The sequence below is a fragment of the Brevibacterium rongguiense genome (assembly GCF_009857845.1).
Taxonomy (GTDB): domain Bacteria; phylum Actinomycetota; class Actinomycetes; order Actinomycetales; family Brevibacteriaceae; genus Brevibacterium; species Brevibacterium rongguiense.
In genome coordinates this window covers 51,284-70,164 of record NZ_WWEQ01000010.1, presented here as the reverse complement: position 1 = coordinate 70,164, position 18,881 = coordinate 51,284, and the positions used below count along the sequence as shown (strand labels likewise).

18 protein-coding genes, 1 tRNA gene and 2 pseudogenes are annotated in these 18,881 nt (G+C 72.3%); 13 read left to right on the top strand and 8 right to left on the bottom strand.

Translation table 11 applies throughout. The annotated features are described in order from the left end of the window. From GSY69_RS03950 to GSY69_RS03940, 3 genes and pseudogenes are all read left to right on the top strand, one after another. Positions 1–1,315, top strand: a pseudogene (locus tag GSY69_RS03950) (hypothetical protein); the annotation flags it as partial. Between the two features lie 77 nt (positions 1,316–1,392). Then, positions 1,393–1,815 (top strand): ribosome silencing factor, encoded by a 423-nt coding sequence (gene rsfS / locus GSY69_RS03945; protein ID WP_160952579.1) that lies wholly within the window; start codon positions 1,393–1,395, stop codon positions 1,813–1,815. After that, entirely contained in the window at positions 1,812–2,432 is a 621-nt protein-coding gene (locus GSY69_RS03940) for a histidine phosphatase family protein (protein ID WP_160952578.1), read from the top strand. Before rsfS ends, GSY69_RS03940 begins: the two co-directional genes overlap by 4 nt. Positions 2,433–2,623: 191 nt before the next feature. On the opposite strand, the gene GSY69_RS03935 is transcribed toward GSY69_RS03940, so the two are convergent. Next, positions 2,624–3,724: a glycosyltransferase family 4 protein gene (locus GSY69_RS03935; protein ID WP_160952577.1), complete on the bottom strand. Its 1,101-nt coding sequence runs from the start codon at positions 3,722–3,724 to the stop codon at positions 2,624–2,626. 364 nt (positions 3,725–4,088) lie between these two features. Between GSY69_RS03935 and GSY69_RS15345 the strand changes: the two are divergent. The 7 genes and pseudogenes from GSY69_RS15345 to GSY69_RS03905 form a co-directional block, all read left to right on the top strand. Further along, positions 4,089–5,125: pseudogene (locus GSY69_RS15345) on the top strand (proton-conducting transporter transmembrane domain-containing protein); the annotation flags it as partial. Then, positions 5,111–7,078, top strand: a complete 1,968-nt coding sequence (gene mbhE / locus GSY69_RS03930; RefSeq protein ID WP_407925002.1) for a hydrogen gas-evolving membrane-bound hydrogenase subunit E — start codon at positions 5,111–5,113, stop codon at positions 7,076–7,078. The pseudogene GSY69_RS15345 and the gene mbhE, both read left to right, overlap by 15 nt. Beyond that, complete coding sequence (locus tag GSY69_RS03925) at positions 7,075–7,407, top strand: sodium:proton antiporter (protein WP_160952576.1); 333 nt, start codon at positions 7,075–7,077, stop codon at positions 7,405–7,407. Before mbhE ends, GSY69_RS03925 begins: the two co-directional genes overlap by 4 nt. Continuing rightward, positions 7,404–8,930, top strand: coding sequence for a monovalent cation/H+ antiporter subunit D family protein (locus GSY69_RS03920; RefSeq protein WP_160952575.1), 1,527 nt, complete (start codon positions 7,404–7,406; stop codon positions 8,928–8,930). Before GSY69_RS03925 ends, GSY69_RS03920 begins: the two co-directional genes overlap by 4 nt. Then, entirely contained in the window at positions 8,927–9,463 is a 537-nt protein-coding gene (locus tag GSY69_RS03915) for a Na+/H+ antiporter subunit E (protein WP_328698754.1), read from the top strand. The genes GSY69_RS03920 and GSY69_RS03915 overlap by 4 nt, the downstream gene beginning before the upstream one ends. Next, positions 9,460–9,720 carry a monovalent cation/H+ antiporter complex subunit F gene (locus tag GSY69_RS03910; protein ID WP_160952574.1) on the top strand — a complete coding sequence of 87 codons (261 nt, stop codon included), beginning with the start codon at positions 9,460–9,462 and terminating at the stop codon, positions 9,718–9,720. Before GSY69_RS03915 ends, GSY69_RS03910 begins: the two co-directional genes overlap by 4 nt. Then, positions 9,720–10,442, top strand: a complete 723-nt coding sequence (locus tag GSY69_RS03905; protein WP_160952573.1) for a cation:proton antiporter — start codon at positions 9,720–9,722, stop codon at positions 10,440–10,442. Before GSY69_RS03910 ends, GSY69_RS03905 begins: the two co-directional genes overlap by 1 nt. 143 nt (positions 10,443–10,585) lie before the next feature. On the opposite strand, the gene GSY69_RS03900 is transcribed toward GSY69_RS03905, so the two are convergent. Further along, positions 10,586–11,008, bottom strand: coding sequence for a hypothetical protein (locus GSY69_RS03900; RefSeq protein ID WP_160952572.1), 423 nt, complete (start codon positions 11,006–11,008; stop codon positions 10,586–10,588). A 125-nt stretch (positions 11,009–11,133) separates the two neighbouring features. Next, on the bottom strand, positions 11,134–12,060 hold the full coding sequence (locus GSY69_RS03895; protein ID WP_160952571.1) for a nitrilase-related carbon-nitrogen hydrolase: 927 nt from the start codon (positions 12,058–12,060) through the stop codon (positions 11,134–11,136). A 182-nt stretch (positions 12,061–12,242) separates the two neighbouring features. Between GSY69_RS03895 and GSY69_RS03890 the strand changes: the two genes are divergently transcribed. Next, on the top strand, positions 12,243–13,730 hold the full coding sequence (locus tag GSY69_RS03890) for an APC family permease (RefSeq protein ID WP_160952570.1): 1,488 nt from the start codon (positions 12,243–12,245) through the stop codon (positions 13,728–13,730). A 90-nt stretch (positions 13,731–13,820) separates the two neighbouring features. Here the strand turns inward: GSY69_RS03890 and GSY69_RS03885 are convergent, their stop codons facing one another. The 3 genes from GSY69_RS03885 to GSY69_RS03875 all read right to left on the bottom strand — a co-directional run bounded on the left by GSY69_RS03885 (position 13,821) and on the right by GSY69_RS03875 (position 15,650). Then, the gene (locus GSY69_RS03885) at positions 13,821–14,108 is read right to left on the bottom strand and encodes an antibiotic biosynthesis monooxygenase family protein (RefSeq protein ID WP_160952569.1); all 288 of its coding nucleotides are present in this window, start codon (positions 14,106–14,108) and stop codon (positions 13,821–13,823) included. Between the two features lie 153 nt (positions 14,109–14,261). Continuing rightward, entirely contained in the window at positions 14,262–15,200 is a 939-nt protein-coding gene (locus GSY69_RS03880; protein ID WP_160952568.1) for an alpha/beta fold hydrolase, read from the bottom strand. A 6-nt stretch (positions 15,201–15,206) separates the two neighbouring features. After that, the gene (locus GSY69_RS03875; RefSeq protein ID WP_160952567.1) at positions 15,207–15,650 is read right to left on the bottom strand and encodes an NUDIX hydrolase; all 444 of its coding nucleotides are present in this window, start codon (positions 15,648–15,650) and stop codon (positions 15,207–15,209) included. Between the two features lie 165 nt (positions 15,651–15,815). On the opposite strand from GSY69_RS03875, the gene GSY69_RS03870 reads away from it, so the two are divergent. Together GSY69_RS03870 and GSY69_RS03865 are read left to right on the top strand one after the other, a co-directional pair. After that, positions 15,816–15,888, top strand: a tRNA-Ala gene (locus GSY69_RS03870). Positions 15,889–15,948: 60 nt separating this feature from the next. Continuing rightward, entirely contained in the window at positions 15,949–16,137 is a 189-nt protein-coding gene (locus GSY69_RS03865) for a hypothetical protein (protein ID WP_160952566.1), read from the top strand. A gap of 42 nt (positions 16,138–16,179) precedes the next feature. Here GSY69_RS03865 and GSY69_RS03860 read toward each other — a convergent pair whose 3' ends face one another. Continuing rightward, positions 16,180–16,968 carry an Ltp family lipoprotein gene (locus GSY69_RS03860; protein WP_160952565.1) on the bottom strand — a complete coding sequence of 263 codons (789 nt, stop codon included), beginning with the start codon at positions 16,966–16,968 and terminating at the stop codon, positions 16,180–16,182. A gap of 216 nt (positions 16,969–17,184) precedes the next feature. Further along, entirely contained in the window at positions 17,185–18,753 is a 1,569-nt protein-coding gene (locus tag GSY69_RS03855; RefSeq protein WP_160952564.1) for a GMC family oxidoreductase, read from the bottom strand. Between the last annotated feature and the right edge of the window lie 128 nt (positions 18,754–18,881).

Below are 18,881 nucleotides of genomic sequence, written 5' to 3'. Positions count from 1 at the left end.
CGTGCAGCCGCAGCGCCCGGACACCCCGCCGGCCAGCGCACCCCGGGGCTCGCAGCCGCAGGGCACCACGCCCCGGTCCGCGGCCGCCGGCGGCGATGCGCCGCACTTCGGATCGCGGGCCGAGCGGCGCCGCTACCTGAGCGCCCACCCCGGTGACTCTGCCGCCGCCCCGCAGGGTACCGGTTTGCACGGCGCCGGTCCGCAGGGCGCCGCCGCCTCCGGTGGCCCCGCCGGCTCGCAGGAGCCCGCGGCTGTGCGGCAGGGGAGTGACGGCCTCGGCAGCGGGGGCTTCGACAGCAGGGGACTCGGCGGCGATGCCCCATTCGGCGCCGGGCTCGACGAGTCGGCCGCCCGCGACGATGCGCCCCCGCGCCACGCCGCGGGGACCCCCGGGCACCGCCAGCGCGAGGAGCCCATAGCCCCTGGCGCCGCGCCGAGCTCGCAGCGCGACGCCGCCGTTGCGGCGAACACCAGCACCCGGCCCAACACCACTGCCGCGCCGAACACCAGCTCATCGCAACCCGCCGGCTCCGCGCCGCGCGCCGGCGCCTCCGAGCCGGGGGAGTCGACCGCCGGCGGACCGGCCGACGACAGCGTCTCCGGCCGCGAGGCTCGCGGTGGCATGCCCGACATGACCGCCCGCCGGCAGGCGGCCGGGCGCGCCGCGCGCGCGGGAGCCGCTTCGGACGTATCCCGGGGCGCCGATGCGCACCCCGTGCCGGGCACGGAAGGCAGCGATGCCGCCGCGCCGGGTGCCGAGAGCGCCGCCTCGGACGGGAACCTGAGCGCTCGGGTTCGGCAGGGGGCCGCTGCCGGGGCCGTCGCCGACGACAGCGCAGCCGCCGACGACAGCGCAGCCGCCGAAGGCAGCGCCGCCGCTGAGGACGGCGCCGAGCCGCGGCGCCCCCGCAAGGCGCCGCTCGTGCGCCCCCCGCACACGGAGGGGATCCGCGTCGTCACCGGGGCCCTGCCGCTGAGCCGGACCCGGGACGCACAGCCCGCCGGCGCCGGCAGCGCCGCGACGGTGGCCGGGGCGGGCCTCGACCCCCGCGAATACGCCGCCGGACCCGCCACGCGGCCCATCGCCTCGGTGGACCCCGCGCTGCTCGCCGACGCCGAGGAGCTGCCCGACGATCGCCCCGGCGAGGAGGTCGAGCAGCCGCCCGCACCGCCCATGAGCGCCCGCAACATCACCCAGGAGGACGGTGAGATCCTCGTGGGCGACCGCCCCTCGCCCGTGCCCTACATCGTCCTGGGCGTCGCGGGCCTGCTCGCCATCATCCTCATCGTCCTGGCGCTCGTCCTGCTCTTCTGAGCGCCCAGGGCGCGGCCCGGGCACCCGCGCGTCTCCGCGCGGCCGCCCAGCGCCCCCATCCAACCGAAAGGACATCCGTGCCGGCAACCGACACCGCCATCGCCCAGGCCCGCACCGCGGCCAGGGCGGCCTCCGACAGGCTCGGCTACGACATCGTCGCGCTCGACGTCAGCGGCCAGCTCGTCATCACCGACGCCTTCGTCATCGTCTCCGCGAACAACGAGCGCCAGGTGGGCGCGATCGTCGACGCCGTGGAAGAGGCGCTGCACCGCGAGCACGGGGCCAAGGTCATCCGCCGCGAGGGCAAGGGCGAGGGGCACTGGGTGCTCCTCGACTTCGGCGACATCATCGTCCATGTCTTCGACGTCGAGGACCGGCAGTTCTACGCGCTGGAGAAGCTCTGGCAGGACTGCCCGGCCATCGACGTCAGCGATGTCGTGGGCCCGCCGGCACCGGGCGCCTCCGAAGGGGCCGAGACCGGCGCCGGCGCCGCGCGGTGAAGCGCCTCTTCCTGGTCCGCCACGGCCAGACTGCCTACAACGCCCAGCGCCGCTTCCAGGGCCAGATCGACGTGGCGCTCAACGAGCGCGGCGAGGCCCAGGCGCAGGCGATCGCCGCCCACCTCGCGGCCACCGAGTCGATCGACCGGATCGTCGCCTCGGACCTCACGCGCGCCCGCCAGACCGCCCAGGCCATCGGCCGCGCCGCCGGCGTCGACGTCGAGTTCGACCCCGGGCTGCGCGAGATCACGGTGGGCGAGTGGGAGGGCCTCGACCGCGACGAGATCCACGCCCAGTGGCCGGACCTGCTCGCGGAATGGAACGCCGGGGCCGACATGCGCCCGCCGGGCGGCGAGAGCCGCAACGAGGCCGGCCGCCGGGTCGCGGACGCCGTCGAGCGCCTCGTCGACCAGGCAGGCGAGGACGAGGTCCTCGTCATCGTGGCCCACGGGGCCGTGATCCGCGGGACCGCGGAGATCTTCCTGGGCCTCGTGGACTCCCCGCGGGCCACGCTGGGCGTGCTCGACAACTGCGACTACGCCGAGTTCGCCCGCCGCGGTTCGCTCTGGGTGCTGCGCCGCTGGGGCGGCAGTGCGCCGGCGGGCGCCTCCTCCTAGGCTCAGCGCACTAGCCTCAGCGCGCGCCCGGCCGGCGGCAGGACCGGCGCCCACCGGGCTGCAGGGCCGGGGCTCGGTGAGGCCCGGCAGCTCGACCGGGCACCGGCACAGCCGGCGCGCCCGTCCTCGGCGACTCCGGCCCTCCGCCCGGGCGGGCCCACGATGACCCGACCCGCGCCTCGGGTGCGGACTCAGCTTCGGACGGGGCCCTGGGCCGCGAGTTCGCCGGCCAGCTCGAGGAGCCCGCGGGCGGATGACTCCCACGAGAACGTGCGCGCCTGGTCGGGGCCCGCGGCGCTGCGGGCGGCCCACACCTCCGGATCCTCGAGGCGGCGCACGGCTGCCGCGATGGCGGCGGGGGATTCGGGGTCGAAGTACTCGGCGGCCGTGTCTGCGATCTCGTGGAAGATCGGCAGGTCGCTGATCGCCACGGGCGCGGCGCGCATCATCGCCTCGATGACGGGCAGCCCGAAGCCCTCCGCCCGGGAGGCCGTCACCAGTGCCGTCGCGGAGTCGAGCAGCGCGTGGTACTCGTCATCGGTGACCCCGCGGTGGAAGGCCACCCGGGCGCGGTCCGGGACGAGTGCCCGCAGCGCCCGCTCGCGCTCCGGGGCGATCTTCGAGGCGAGGTGGAGCGTGTAGCCGGGCAGGTGATCGAGCGCGCGGATGAGCGCCTCGACATTCTTGTACGGCAGGAACGCGCCCATGTAGACGAGGCTGCGCGCCGCGTGGCCGGGCGCGCGGCGCGGGGGCTGCGCCAGCGGCTGGGCCGCGTTCGCCACGACCCGCACGGGGCGCTTCGTCAGCCGGTGGGCGGCGATGAGGCCCGCCGTCGTCGCGCTGACCGCCGCCACCGCGTCCGCCCGGTCGAGCATGAGGCGCTGGGGCCAGTAGGCCCGGTGGTAGAGCCGCCAGGCCCCGCGCACCGGGGCGGGCAGATCGTGCGGAGGCTCCGGGTGGTCGTAGTAGATGAGGTCGTGGAGCGTGAGGATGAGCCGGTAGCGGCGCCCCCACGAGCCCATCGTCTGCATCGTGGAGAACACGACGTCGGCGCCCAGCCGGTTGAGGTCGCGGGCGATGAACGGCTCGCGGGGGGACATGGGCCCGCTCAGCACGACGTGCTCGCAGGGCGGCAGCAGGCTCAGCTGGCGGGGATCGCAGACGATCGCGGTGACGCTGACGTCCGTGCCGCGCGCCTGTTCGATGACGGCCGCGAGGAGGCAGGAGCCGTAGCGCGAAATCCCGTCGTGGCGGTCGGTGCGGGTGAAGCGGGCGTCGAAGAAGAGCCTCATGGGCGACCACTCTAGCCGCGCCGGGCACAGCGGCCGGCCCGTGCTCCGGTTGGCCGGTGCTCCGGTTGGCCCGCGTTCTTCGCGTTCGCTAGGATCGAGTACCGCACGTTCCGGCCGGCGCGCCGCTCGGCGACCGCACCGCGGCCCGCCCGGCGACGGGCCCGCACCGCGAGTCGGCGTGCAGCCGCAAACGATGCCGGACCGCTGACGCACCGCCGAGGGGGAGTGACCGTTGCCCGCCTCGCTCGACCTCGCAGCCCTCCCGCTCACGCTCATCCTCCTGGCCGTCCTCATCCCCGTCGCGGCGCTCTTCGCCCGGCTGCTGGGCAGGAACGCCGGCTGGGCGCTGGGGATCGGCTACCTCGTGGCCGGCGCGCTGCTGCTGCCGGCCGCGCGCACCGTGGTGACAGGCTCCGGCGACCCCGCGGCGACGCGCTGGTCCGTGCCGTGGGTGCCGGGCTACGACATCGGCCTGGCGTTCCGCCTGGACGGGCTGGGCGTGGTCTTCGCCTACATCGCGCTGCTCATCGGCGCCGCCGTGCTCTTCTACTCGACGCGCTACTTCGAGCGCCGGGAGACGAGCTTCGAGGTCCTCATGGCCGTCTTCACCTTCGCGATGGTGGGCCTGGTGCTGGCCGATGACATCTTCGTGCTCTTCATCTGCTGGGAGCTCACGTCGCTCGCGTCGTTCTTCCTCATCGCCCGCTCCGGGCCCACGGCGCGCGCGCCCTCGCTGCGCACCCTGTTCCTCACGTTCATCGGCGGCCTGGCGCTGCTCGTGGCCGTCTGCCTCATCGCCGCGCTGACGGGCACCACCAGCGTCGCCGAGGTGCTCGCCAGCCCGGCGTGGGCGCAGCACCCGGGGTTCTCCTCGGGAGCGGCGGCGCTCGTGGCGATCGCGGCGCTGACGAAGTCCGCGCAGTCCCCTTCCACTCGTGGCTGCCCGATGCCATGGCAGCCTCCACCCCGGTCAGCGCCTACCTGCACGCCGCGGCCGTCGTCAAGGCCGGCATCTTCCTGCTGCTGCGCTTCAGCCCGGCCTTCGCCGGGCTGCCCGTGTGGAGCGCGCTGCTCCTGAGCGCCGGGCTGGTCACCGCGTTCGTGGGCGGCTGGGGCGCACTCACCCAGTCCGACCTCAAGAAGCTCATGGCGTACTCGACCGTCAGCCAGCTGGGCCTCATCGTCGCGGCCATCGGCACCGGCACGGAGCTCGGTCTCATCGCCGCGATCGTCCACGTCGTCGCGCACGCCCTGTTCAAGTCGGGCCTGTTCATGATGGTGGGCGTCGTCGACCACCTGGGCCACACCCGCGAGTTCGGCTCGATTCCCCGGCTCATCCGCGCAGCCCCGGCCTCGTTCGCGATCACCGCGCTGGGCGCGGCCTCGATGGCAGGCGTGCCCCCGCTGCTCGGCTTCGCCTCGAAGGAGATGATCTTCACCGGGCTGCTGGAAGCCGGTGCGGGCGACGCGGCGGCAACGGCCGGCGGCTGGCTGCTCATGCTCGCCGCGGCCGGGGCATCCGTGCTCACGGTGGTCTACTGCGTGCGCATCGTCTTCGGCGCGTTCATCGACGGCCCCAGGCCAGGGGACCAGGCGCAGCTACCGCCGGCCGATCGGCTGGGCCACGAGGATCCCGTCATGGTCGTCTGCGCCGCGGCGCCCATCCTCGCCTCCGTGCCGCTCGCGTTCCTGCTCGACCCGTTCGCGGCGATCGCGGACCCCGCGCTCGCCGCCGTCATGGGCGAGCCCGAGGCGCACGCCCACCTGGCTCTCTTCCACGGGCTCAACGCGGAGCTCGCCGCATCCGCCGTCCTCCTGGCGGTTGGGGCGGTCCTGTGCGCCTCGCGGCGGCTGCGCACCGCGGTGTTCGCGTTCTTCGCGCGCGCGCAGTTCCCGGTCTCCGGCGCGCAGGTGCTGGGCGGCGTGGCGAAGGGCCTCGCCGTGGCCGGCCGGGCCATGGACCGCGCGCTGGGCACGGAGCGCTCCGCCCCGCACGTGGCGGCGAACCTCTCGCTGCTCACGGCGGTCATGGGCGGGGGGATCCTCGCGATCCTCGCCGGCCCCAGCCTGCCGCCGGCGGTGCAGGGGCTCAGCCGCCCGATCGACGGGGTGCTGCTGGCCCTCATCGCGTTCGCGGTCCTCGCGGTGTGCCTCTCGCGCTCGCGCCTGACCGCTGTCGTCGCGCTCTCGGCCGTGGGCATCCTCGCGACGGTCCAGATCATGGCGCTCGGAGCCCCCGACGTCACGCTCACCCAGCTGCTCGTCGAGGCGATGACGATCATCGTCTTCATGCTCGTGCTCCAGAAGCTGCCCCGCACGTTCTGGCGCTACCCGAAGGCCGGCCAGGTCCGCCGCGCCGTGTTCGCCCTGGCCGTGGGCGCGGCGATGGGCGGGACCGTGTGGGCCGTGTCCGGCCGGCGCGGGCGCTCGGACCTTGCGATGTACTACCTCGACCACGCCCCGCAGATCAGCGGCGGGAAGAACATCGTCAACACGATCCTCGTGGAGTTCCGCGCGCTCGACACCCTGGGCGAGCTCTCCGTGCTCGGCATGGCCGGCATCGCGATCGTCGCCGTGATGTCCTCGGTGCGCGACCGCTACATCGATCCGCCGGCCTCGCAGGTGCGCGAGGTGCCGCACCGTCCCTGGCTGGGGCTGCGCCCGCCCGGCACCTCGGCCTACCGGGCCGTCACGCAGTCCTGGCCCAACGTCGTCGCCCTCCAGCTCATGGTGCGCGTCGTGGGACCGCTGCTGGCGATCGTCTCCGCCGTCGTGTTCTGGCGCGGGCACAATGAGCCGGGCGGCGGGTTCATCGCCGCGCTCATCGGCTCCGCGATCGTGGGCCTGCTCTACATGTCCACGTCGAAGGACCGGCCCATCGGGCCGCCGCGGGCGCCCCTCTACCTCATCGGCGGCGGGATCGGCCTCGCGGTCCTCACCGGCCTGCTGGGGCTCGTGCTCACCGGCTCGTTCCTGGGGCCCAAGCACGCGGAGTTCCTCCACCAGCACTGGACGACGTCCATGATCTTCGACGCGGGCGTCTACATGGCCGTGCTCGGCCTCATCCTCGTGTCGTTCAACCTGCTGGGCACCTCCGACTCCGCGTTCACGCCCGCCGGCGACGACGTGCTCCAGGACGGCCGCATGCAGCGCGATGTGCCGAGCATTCCCCGCACCCGCGAGCGCACGGACGAGATGCTCTACGGCGAGCTGCCCGGCCCCCTCGACCTCACCCGCGGCCAGCGCCCGGGCCGCGAGGGCCTGGCCGCCCGCGCCGAGCACGAGCCCACCCGCCTGAGCATGACCTCGCGGCACACCTCGCGCGGCGAGCAGCCCAAGGAGCGCGGCGAATGATCCTGGCAATCACAGTGGCCGTGCTGACCGCGGGCGGCGTCTACCTCATGCTCCAGCGGTCCATGGTCCGCACGGTCTTCGGCCTCACGCTCGTCTCGCACGCGGTGAATTTCGCGCTGCTGGCCGCCGGGGTCACGGCGTGGCGCGGTGAGCCCATCGAGGGCCGCTCGGATGCCGCATCCGCCGCGGACCCGCTGCCGCAGGCGTTCGTGCTCACCGCCATCGTCATCACGCTGGCCGTGACGATCTTCATGCTCGCGCTCGCGGTCCTGGGCCACGACGACGACCAGCAGCGCACGCCGGAGACGGGGGAGGGCCACCAGCTGTGAACCCCGCCCTGCTCCTCCTCATCATCGCCGTGCCGCTGGGCTCGGCCGCGCTGAGCGTCATGGTGCGCTCGCGCGCGCTCGATGCGGTCCTGCTGACCGCGGTGCCCGCCCTCATCGGCGCGGTGGGCGTCTGGCTGCTCGTCGCGCTCTCCGACGGCGGGGTCATCGCCCACTCGGTGGGCGGGTACGTCCAGGGCCTGGCGATCCCGTTCGTCGCGGACTCCTTCACGGCGCTCATGCTCGTCATCACGGCGCTGGCGAGCCTCGTGTGCGCGATCTTCCTCATCACCACGGGCGAGGACCAGTACCGGTTCGTGCCCGCCCTCATCCTCATGATGCTCGCGGGCGTCGACGGTGCGCTGCTCACCGGCGACATGTTCAACTTCTTCGTCTTCGTCGAGGTCATGGTGCTGCCGTCCTACGCGCTCATCGCCGTGACCGGCACCTGGCGCAGGCTGGGCGTGGGCCGCACGTTCGTCATCGTCAACCTGCTGACGTCCACGCTGCTGCTCGTGGGCGTGGGCTTCGTGTACGCGGCGCTGGGCACCGTCAACGTCGGGGCGCTGGCGCGCCTGGCCGCCGAGGGGCGGGTCACGCCCGCGGGCTCGCTCGGCTTCGGCGTGGTGCTCACGGCGCTGCTCATCAAGGCCGGCGCGATGCCCGTCCACGGCTGGCTGGTGCGCACGTACCCCAACACCTCGGCGGGGATGATGGCGCTGTTCTCCGCGCTGCACACGAAGGTGGCGCTCTACGGCATCTACCGGTTCACCACCGCCCTCTACCCGGAGCGGCCGGGCTGGGACTGGGCCCTCACCGCGCTCGTCGTGCTCACCGTGGTGGGCGCCGCGATCAGCGCGTTCGGCCCGGAGCGCGTGCGCAATGTGCTCGCCTTCCAGATGACCGCGGGCGTGGGCAGCATCCTCATCGGCATCGCGGTGTACACGCAGGCCGCCCTCGCCGCCGGCATGTTCTACCTCGTCCACCACATCCTCACGATGGTGGGCCTGCTGCTCACGATCGGCGCGGTGGAGCAGACGTACGGCACCGGGGCCTTCAAGAAGCTCTCCGGGCTGGCCGCGCGGGAGAAGTGGGCGGCCGCGCTCATGGTCCTGGGCCTGTTCAGCCTCATCGGCCTGCCGCCCACGTCCGGGCTGTGGGGCAAGCTCGGGCTCGTGCGCGCCGTGGCCGCCTCCGGGCAGGGGCAGGCGGGCCTGCTCATCGCGGCCATCGTGACCGGCAGCCTCATCACGCTGCTCGTCCTCCAGCGCCTGTGGGCCAATACGTTCTGGGGTGCGCCCATGCAGACCTACCATCCCGATTCGCCGCACACGGGCCGCTCCGAAGCCACCGAGCTGCCCGACGGCGTGCGGATCCGCCCGCGCCTCCTCGTTCCCGGCACGATCATGGTCTCCCTGTCCGTGGCGCTGTTCTGCGGGGCCCAAGTCCTCGTGCCCATCACGCAGCGCGCGGCCGCGGGCCTGCTCGATCCCACCCGCTACATCCAGGCGGTGATGGGCCTGTGAAGGACGACGACGGCACGGTCCAGCGTCCGCGCGACGGCGGTGGCACGGCGGCCGGTAGCACGGCGAGCGGCGGTGCGGTGGGCCGCACCCGCGGGGCTGGTGGCGGCGCGGGCGGTGCCAGTGCGAGCGGTGCCGGTGCGAGCGGCCCCGGGCGCGGCACGCCGGCCAACCGGCTGCTGCGGCCCTTCCGGCTCGCGGCCTACGTGCTGTGGGCGGCCAAGGAGGTGCTCACGGGCACCTGGGATGTCATCTCGAACCTCTTCCGCCCGGGCCCGTACGGCAAGCCCATGATCGTCGAGCTGCCGCTGCGGTGCGTGACGGACGTGGAGATCACGATGATGGCCTCGTCCATCACGATCACCCCGGGCACGCTCGTCGTGGCCACGGGCGCGGGCACGCAGGACGCACCGGCCACGCTGTTCGTCCACGCGCTGTTCGGCGATTCGGAGGACGAGGTGCTCGACGGGCTCTACGACATGGAGGACAGGCTGCTGCGCGCCATGCGCGGCCGGGCCCCGGGAGGCAGGCCATGATCATCATCGTCTGGGTGTGCATACTGCTGCTCGCCGCCGCGATCGTGCTCGGCATCGTGCGCGCCGTCACCGCCAAGGACTCCGGTTCCCGCGCGGTCGTGGGCGACCTCGTCTACTTCTCCGCGATCGGCATCCTCACGCTCATCGCGATGCTCGGGGGGCTGTCGATCATGCTCGACGTCATCTTCCTGTCCTCCCTGCTGGGCATCCTGTCCACAGTGGCCCTCTCGCGCATCCTCACGAGGGGGCACCGCTGATGGGCGCCGACGTGCTGTTCACCGTCATCGTGGGCGTCTGCGGGATCACCGGCAGCCTCATCATGCTGCTGAGCGCGGTGGCCATGTTCCGCACCCACGATGCGCTCTCGCGAGTCAACGTCTTCTCGCCCGCCAGCGGGGTGGGCATGCCGCTCATCCTCGTGGCGGCCTACGCCTACACCCTGTGGCACGACGGGTTCAGCCTGCAGAAGCTCTGCATGGCGATCATCGCGTTCTTCGCCCTCATCATCGTCTCCTCCGTCGCCTCCAACACGCTCTCGCGCGCCACGTTCGCCTCCGGTTCGCCCGTGTGGCGCAAGACCGAGCCCAACCGCCTGGCCCAGCCCCGCGATCCCGCAGAGGACGCCGAGGCACTCGCCCTGGCCGAGCAGGCGGAGGCCGAGGTGCTCACGGCCGAGGAGCTGGCCGACTACGAGGACGCGCAGGCACAGGCCGATGCGATGGACGACGGCGCCCAGACCCGCGAGCGGCTGGCCGCAGCCCGGCACCATGCCGCTGAGGTGCGGGCACGGCGCGGCTTCGGCCCGCAGTTCGGCGACGAGGCCGCCCGCTGGCGCAGCGGCCGCAGGCGCGCCCGCCAGGCCGCCGAGGCAGCGGAGGCGACGGGCGGGGCCCGCGCGGCCCACGACGACCCCGCGGGCCACTACGACGAGGACATCGACCCGAACTCCTCCGACGGCTTCGACGACGCCCGGGGCTGAGCCACCGTGGGGTGGTGCCCCGCCCGGCGCACCCATGCCACTCCCAGCGCGGCGCAGCCGCAGGGCCCGCACGAGGAGGCGATTTCCCGAGCGCGCGGCCTGTGCAGGGGTTACCGGACGCGTGGCCCTGGGGAGCGGTGCACTCACGCCGCGCGCCGTGCATCGGCGGGACTGTGGATGCGCACGGTGTCAGGATCCGCCGAGCAGAAGCCGAGCAGCCGCATGCCCTCCGCAGCGAGTTCGTCGTGTGCCGCGGTGTGCCAGCTTCGCACGAGGCCAAGCGGCAGGCGGCGAGGCGCGGAGATCGCCAGCACGGCCGACGCCGCCCCGGACTGCCCGAGCGAGCGCAGCGTCCGGTCCCGCTCCACCGCGGCGCAGTGCCAGTCCATGCCGCCGATGATGACGGGGCGGGGGTAGCCGAAGCCCTCGGCGCTGCAGGGCAGGAAGAGCAGCGAGCTCAGGGCGCGATCGGCGCAGCTGAGCAGCAGATCGACGACGTCGGCGGCCAACGCCGGGTCGGTGAGCGGCAGGGCGGTCCAGTTCTTCGGCAGGTCCTCGAATGTCATGCGCCCAGCCTGCGGGGTCGGCGGACCCCGCCGGAAGCCGGCCGCGCAATCTGTGGACAACCGGAGCTGGCGACCCACCCGGGGGTCACAGGTGCGCGCGCCACGGGGCGGCCGGTCGCACCGCCTCAGTCGAACCGGTAGAGCTCCGGGCGGCGGTCGCGCAGCGTGTCGTTGAACGGGCCCAGTGCCTTGTCCCGTGACGCGAACAGGTCCACCTCGGCGCTCAGCTGCGCCTCCTGGCCGTAGGCGGGCTTGGTGAGGGGGTAGCCGTCCTGGCCCACGAGGATGGAACCGCCCACCCACTCGGATCCCACGTCCTCGCCCAGGCGCTCGGCACCCGTCCGGTCGCAGACGGCGATCGCCACGCGGGAGGTGCGCGCCGCGGCCTGCACGACCACCTGCTCGATTGCCCGCTCACCGGCGGGCCGCCCCTCGAGGGGCCAGTTCACGGGCGCGACGATGAGGTCGGCGCCGGCCAGCGCGGCCATGCGCGTCCACTCGGGGAACTCGAGGTCGTAGCAGACCATGAGGGCCAGCCGCCCGAATTGCGAGGCGACCATGGCCGGCGGCATGGCACCCGGAGCGAAGAACTCGGCCTCGCGGGCCCACAGGTGGGCCTTGGGGTAGGCGCCCACGACGCCACCGGCCTCCACCACGACGCCCACATTCACGATGCACCCGGCCGCGTCGCGCGGTTCGGCACCGGGTGCCTCGTGCCCGGGCTCCTCGGAGCCCGCGAGCGCGTGAGCCGGGTGGCCGGCGAAGGCGAGCCCCGCCTCGGCGGCGGAGGCTGCGGTGATCGCCAGAGAGCAGACGAGCGTCGAACCGGTCTGAGCGGCCAACTGCGCGAGCAGCGCGACGGTGGGTCCGTCGAGGTCCTCGGCCAGCCCGCGCGCCTCGGCCGGGCTGCGGAAGCAGTACCCGGAATTGGCGAGCTCGGGCAGGACGACGATGCCGGGCGGGGCGGAACGCACGGCGGCGGCGATGAGCGACCGGTTGTGCTCGGGCTCGCCGATGCGGATGGGCAGCTGGGCGACGGTGACTGCGGTCATGGCCCCAGCCTGGCACAGCGGCCAGGCGTGCGGAGCGCACATGCCACAGCGCCTGGCACACTCACCAGGGCGACCGGTGGCCCGGGGCCTCACGGGCCCGCTCGGCCTGCGCCGCGGCGGGTCCGCCATCCGGTCCGCGGGCCGACAACGCGGCTTGCCCGCGCGGGCGTACGATGTGGCTCATGTCAACTGGCTCACACGCGGGCGGACCCGCACAGACGTCCCCGGCCACCACCTCGGCGGGCTCCGGAACGGGTGACGGCGGCGAGGCATCCGGCGGCGAATCGGGCGAGCTCAAGCGCACGCTGGGCCTGGGGTCGGTGACCCTGTTCGGGCTGGCGTACATGGCGCCCATGATCGTGCTCGGCACGTTCGGCGTCATCGCGACGGAGACCGGCGGGGCCACCTCGATGGCCTATCTGCTCGCCACCGTCGCCATGCTGTTCACCGCGAACTCCTACGGGGTCCTGTCCAAGCGCTTCCCCGTGGCAGGCTCCGCGTACACGTACTCGCGCAATGCGATCGACGGGCGCGTGGGCTTCCTCGTGGGCTGGGCCGTGCTGCTGGACTACCTCTTCCTGCCCATGGTCATCTGGCTCATCGGCACGAGCTTCCTGTCCGAGGCGTTCCCCGCCGTGCCCAAGTGGGTGTGGGTGTGCTCGTTCATCCTCGTCACGACCACGCTCAACATCCTGGGCGTCAAGGTCGCGGACAAGGTCAACCTCGTCCTCATGACGTTCCAGATCCTCGTCCTCGCCATCTTCGCGGCGCTGTGTGCGGGCTTCGTCGTGCGCAGCCAGGGGGCGGGCTCGCTCGTGCAGATGCACCCGTTCATCAACGAGCACACGACCCCGCTCGTCATCGGGGCCGGTGCAGCCGTGGCCTGCTATTCGTTCCTGGGCTTCGACGCGATCACCACGCTGACGGAGGAGGCGAAGCGGCCCAAGCACACGATCCCGCGGGCCATCATGCTCGTCGCGCTCATCGGCGGCGTCATCTTCGTCATCGTCACCTACGTCACGACGCTTGTGCACCCGGGCACCGAGTTCGCCAACGAGGACACCGCCGCCTCGGAGATCGCGCTGCAGGTGCGCGGCGCGTTCTTCGCCGCCGTGTTCCTGGCCGGCTTCATCGTCACGCAGTTCGCCTCCGGCATCGCCGCCCAGGCCTCGGCGGCGCGCCTCATGTTCGCCATGGGCCGCGATGGCGTGCTGCCCAACCGCGTGTTCGGCCGGGTCGCCAAGCGCTTCGCCACCCCGTGGGTCGCAATCCTCGTCTCCGCCGCGGTAGGCCTGGGCGGGCTGTTCCTGTCCGTGGAGACGTCGACGTCGTTCATCAACTTCGGCGCGTTCCTGGCGTTCGCCATGGTCAACGTGTCCGTCGTCGTGCTCTTCTGCAAGGACCGGAAGGCGGGGGCGCGCACGGGTGCCGATGCCGATGCGGGTGCCGGGGGAGGGGAGGACGACGCCGAGGTGCGCTTTACCACCCCCGTGCGCCACGTCCTGCTGCCGGTCATCGGCACGCTCGTGACGATCTTCCTCTTCACCCAGCTCGACGCGCACGCGCTCCTCATCGGCTCGGGCTGGCTGGTGCTCGGCCTCATCATCCTGGCGTGCCTGTCCAAGGGCTTCCGCCAGCAGCCGCCCGAGCAGTCCGGCGGCGGGCACTGAGCCACGACAAGCGCCCTGCGCGCCGCTCCCGTGGGGCGGCGCGCAGGGCGCTGTGGTGAGTGCAGTGCTGGTCCGTGCCGAGCTCGGCGGTCAGTCGGGGAGGTCGACGACCTCGAACTCGAGCATCCCGTCGGACTGAGAGACCGCGGTGCCGGGGGCGCGCGGCGTGCGCTTGTCCCGCCACGCCTCGAAGCTCTCCTCATCGGCCCAGCGGGTGAGCACGTAGTACCGGTCCTCGCCGCGCACCGGGCGCAGCAGCTCGAAGCCCTCGAAACCGGGCTCGGAGTCCACGGAGTGCTTGCGGGCGGCGAAGCGGGCCTCGAGCTCGCTGCGGTCGCCTTCCGGCACGGACAGCACGTTGATCTTCACAAGCGACATGGCGGACTCCTCAATCGTGGGGCCGCTGCTCGTGCCGCCCCGGCGGCTCCTGGCGCTTCGAGTCTAGGGGAGTAAGGCCTGCCTGAGCGCGCCGTATCGCGATGGGGTACGCAAGGCAACGCCATGTGGGACGGAGCGCGCGGCGGCCGGTCGTCAGGCCTCGCCGGCCTCGACGGCGTCGATATCGGCCACGAACTCCGCGATGGCCTGTGCCGTGGCCTCGGGGCGCTCGTAGTGGATGAGGTGGCCCACCCCGTCGAAGATCCGCGCCGTGGAGTTGGGCAGGTCCGCGATGAACTGCTGGGTGGGGCCCAGCGGCGCGATCTGGTCCCGGTTGCCCGCGATGACGAGCACGGGCATGACCAACCGGGCGGACACCTCGGCGGCGGTGTGGGCAACCGAGATGTCGAACGCCTGCGCCAGCGAGGCGCGGTCCGCATAGGCGGAGAAGTGGCGGGCGTGCTGGTCGTGGATGTAGCGGCGCAGGCCCGGATCCGAGGTGGCGGCCATGACCTCGCTCATGACGCGCACGACGCCCGGGTTGGACAGCAGCGCGCTGCCCGCCGCCGGCGGCAGCGCGCGCCCGAGCGCGTAGTAGGCGCGGGCGAGCTGCGTGCCCACGCGCGCCGGCCCCTCCAGCGCTGGGCTCGCGATGGGATTGATGAGGACGAGTGCGCTCGCGCGCGGATGGTCGGCCGCCCAGTGGGCGGCGAGCACGGAGCCGAACGAGTGGCCGACGACAATGGGGGCCTGACCGTATTCGGCCTCGACGGCGCGCACCGCGGCGTCGACGAACGCGACGTAGCCTTCCAGCGTGAGGCCGCCGGGCAGCGGAGGAGCGAGTCCGAAGCCGGGCAGATCGGGCACCATGACGGGATGTGCGGGCAGGTGGTGGGCGATGAGGTCCATGCCGTGGTGGTCGCCGCGGAAGCCGTGGACGAACAGGAGCGGCCGGCGGTTGCCGATTCCTGCGGTGGCTGCCGGGACACGGGGCGCGTGGACCCAGGCGGGGGCTGTGAGGTGGGCTGCCGTGCCTCGGTCGTGGAGGTCGAGTTCGAGGTCGTGGCGCGCAGGGCTGATGTAGTCGGACATTGCCGCTCAGCCTAGCGGCGCACCGGGATCGCGGGGGATGACGCCCGCGCCTTCGAAGAGTTCCCGCAGGTTGGGGGTCAGCTCCAGCTCGTCGAGGTCTGCGGCGGTGCACCAGCGGGCGTCGGCAGCATCATCGGCCGGTCGCAGCGTGCCGCCGGTGACCGTGGCGGCGAAGTCGTGGATCTCGAACTCACCGCCGCGGCCGTCCGGCGCTGTCACGCACCACAGCTCGCGGCCGATGGCAACGCGCAGGCCGGTCTCCTCGTGCACCTCGCGCCGGGCGGCCTCAACGAGGGTCTCCCCGGGCTCCACCGAGCCGCCCGGCACCGACCACTTGCCCTTCGACGGCTCGTTCCCGCGCTGGATGAGAAGCACGCGGCCCTGGGCGTCGGCGATGACGGCGCTGGCGGCCAGGCGCGGGGGCCGAGGTGCGGGGTGAGCGGGTGCCATGGGGGCAGTCTATGGGGGGTGGTCTCGGGCTTCTGGCGGGTGCATGGCGACCCCGTCGTGGTGGCCGTGCGCGTAACCGCGTTCGAGGCGAGCGGCCGATTTGGCATGACGCAGGACGGTGTCCTAGTATTGTTCGAGTCGCCGCGGGAGCGGGGACGACCTTTCGGGGGTATGGCGCAGTTGGTAGCGCGTCTGCATGGCATGCAGAAGGTCACGGGTTCGAATCCCGTTACCTCCACCGAAACGCTGAAGGCCCCGGCATCTGCCGGGGCCTTTCTCGTGCCGTGGAGCGGGCTCCGTGCGAGATGAGTCTCTGGACTGCGTCGTCATCCTCAACATGCAGGAGCTGCGCGACCGGGCCATCTTCGAGGAGCCGACCTGCGCTCCGAAGGGCGTTGAGGAGGTGCTCGTCAACGGCGTGCGCGCCGTGGCAGCCGGCCAGTGGACTGGGCGCAGGGCCGGGGAGTTCGTCAGAGCTGCGCACTGACACACGCGGTGCACTCAACGGGTGGTGCCTCGCATCTGAACGTCAGTCGTCCAGGTGGTCGAGTGCGTACTTCGCCTCGGCCTCGGTGAAACCGCCGACTTTCTCGTTGATGAGGAGTTCATAGACCGTGCTCCGCGAGTATGACGGGTTCTTGCTGAAGGCCTTCGCCGTTTCGAGCGCGTTTTTCTTCCAATCGGCATCGACATGGTTGACCGCGTAGGTCGCGGCTGCCTTTGAGAGGCCTTCGCCGTTCTTGCTGGTCAGCTGGCGGTACAGGCCCTTCTTGCTCATATGCCCGTCACCGGCGTAGTACTCGGCCTTCGACAGTGCGTCGGAGTACTCCGCGGGAACATTCGGGTCTGCGGTTCTCTGGCCGGTGGATGCGGTGGCGCCCGGGCTCTGGGGCGCCGCTGACGAATCGCTCCCGTTCTCCGCGGCTTTGAACGCAGCCGCCCCGAGTGCGCCGGCGGTCAAGCCGACGATGATGCCGATGATGATGCCCAGCAGCCACAGGACGATGGTGACGATCCAGGCCATCTTCCGGCTGCGCTGGTATCCCTCGAGCGGCCGGCCGAGCTTGTCGCGCTGCGCACCGCACAGCGTCATGATGAGGTCGATGAGCGACCAGATGCCGAAGCCACCGCCCGTGATGAGCTTGAGGACGCCGGTGCCGATCTTGCCCAGGTAGAACCGGTCGATGCCGAGGCTGCCCAGGAACAGGCTGAGCAGCCAGGTGGCGACGAAGGACTTCGCAGGCGCGGCAGGCTGCCAGGGCTGCTGCCACTGGGGGTTCTGGCCGGCAGGTGAGGCGGGCGGGTACTGGTATGCCATGTGACTTCCGTCCGTGCGTCGCGTGCGCCCTCAGTCGGGCCTGTTCTTCTCGCACAATCGTAAGACCCGGACGATCCTCCGCGGTTCTCAACGACTGCACCCAGCACACCGAAGGGCCGGCAACCTGCATCTCTGCAGGTCACCGGCCCCTCGCGGTCATTGGGCGGCGCACAACCCCGCAGCCGCGCGATCGCGCAGCCGCCCCACCTCAGCGCATCAGCCCTCCTTGATGAGCTGCGCGCACTTCTCGCCGATCATCATCGTCGTGATATTCGGGTTCACCGCGGTCAGCTGCGGCATGACCGAGGCATCGGCCACGCGCAGGCGCTCCACGCCCTTGACCCGGAGGTCCGGGGTGAGCGGCGACCGCGCATCGTCGGCCGCGCCCATGCGCACGGTGCCCGCGGGGTGGTAGACCGTGTTGTGCGTGCGCACAATGTAGTCCTCGATCTGCTCATCGGTCTGCACATCGGCGCCGGGGTAGAGCTCGCGCCCGGCCCAGTCCTGCATGGCCGGCTGGGAGACGATTTCGCGGGCGCGCTTGATGCCCTCCACCATGATCGTCATGTCATAGCCGTCCGGGTCCGTGAAGTAGCGCGGATCCACCTTGGGCTTGTCGCGGTAGTCCCGCGAGCGCAGCCGCACCGTGCCCCGCGATTTCGCGTGTGTGACGTTGGGGGTCAGGCAGAACGCGTTGTCGGAGGTGGGGTACCCCTGGCGCAGCGTGTGCATGTCGAAGGGCACGGAGCCGTAGTGCATCATGAGGTCCGGCACGCCCTCGTCGGAGCCCGCGACGCCCAATGAGTCGAAGATCCCGATCTCCCACCACTGCGTTGACTCGTCGACCATGGGCTGCTTGGCCTCCCACTGGATGACGCCCTCCGGGTGGTCCTGCAGGTGCTCGCCCACCCCGGGGGAGTCCACGCGCACGTCCACGCCCACGGACTTCAGATGCTCGGCCGGCCCGATCCCGGAGAGCATGAGGAGCTTGGGGGAGTCGATCGCACCGGCGGACACGATGACCTCGCGGCTCGCCTCGATCCGGTGGGTGGTGCCGAACGCGTTGTTGACCACGTGCACGGCCACGGCGTTGTTGTCCTCATCGAACTCGATCTCGCGCGCCCACGTGTCCGGCAGCACCGTGAGGTTCTCCCGGTCGAGGATGGGGTGGAGGTAGGACACGGACGACGACGAGCGCGTGCCATCGGCCCTGCGGTTGATCTGGAAGAAGTTCGCGCCGCGCGTCACCGTCTCACCGGTGTTGAACGCGGCACGGGGGATGCCCGCCTGCTCGCAGGCGTCGAGGATCGCCACGCCGCACGGGTCCCGGGGCGGGACGTTCATGAGGTGGACGGGCCCATCGTGGCCGTGCAGCGGGCCGTCGTCCTCGTTGGTCTCGAGCTTGGTGAACAGCTCGAACGTCTCCTTCGAGCCCCAGCCCGAGGCGCCGTAGCGGGCCTCCCACGCGTCCAGGTCCTCCTGGGGCGCCCAGAAGGCGATGCACGAGTTGTGCGAGGAGCAGCCGCCCAGCACCTTGGCGCGGGCATGGCGCATGAACGAGTTGCCGTGCTCCTGCTCCTCGATGGGGTAGTCCCAGTCGTAGCCGGACTCCAGCAGCTCCATCCACCGGTTGAGCTGGAGGATCACGTCCTTGTCCGTATCCGTGGGACCCGCCTCCAGCAGCCCCACGCTCACGCTGGGATCCTCGCTCAGGCGCGCGGCCACGGCGGCGCCGGCCGAGCCAGCGCCCACCACCACATAGTCGAACGTGTGCGTCGTCTCCATCTCGATCCTTCCTCTTCGGTGTGCTCCGCGGCCCGCAGTGCCGGGCCGCTCATGTCAGTGCGCTGTGTGCGGATTCCGTGCTTCCCGCGCCCGAGGCGCGCCCCGGCCGCGCGTGCCAGCGCCGGTCT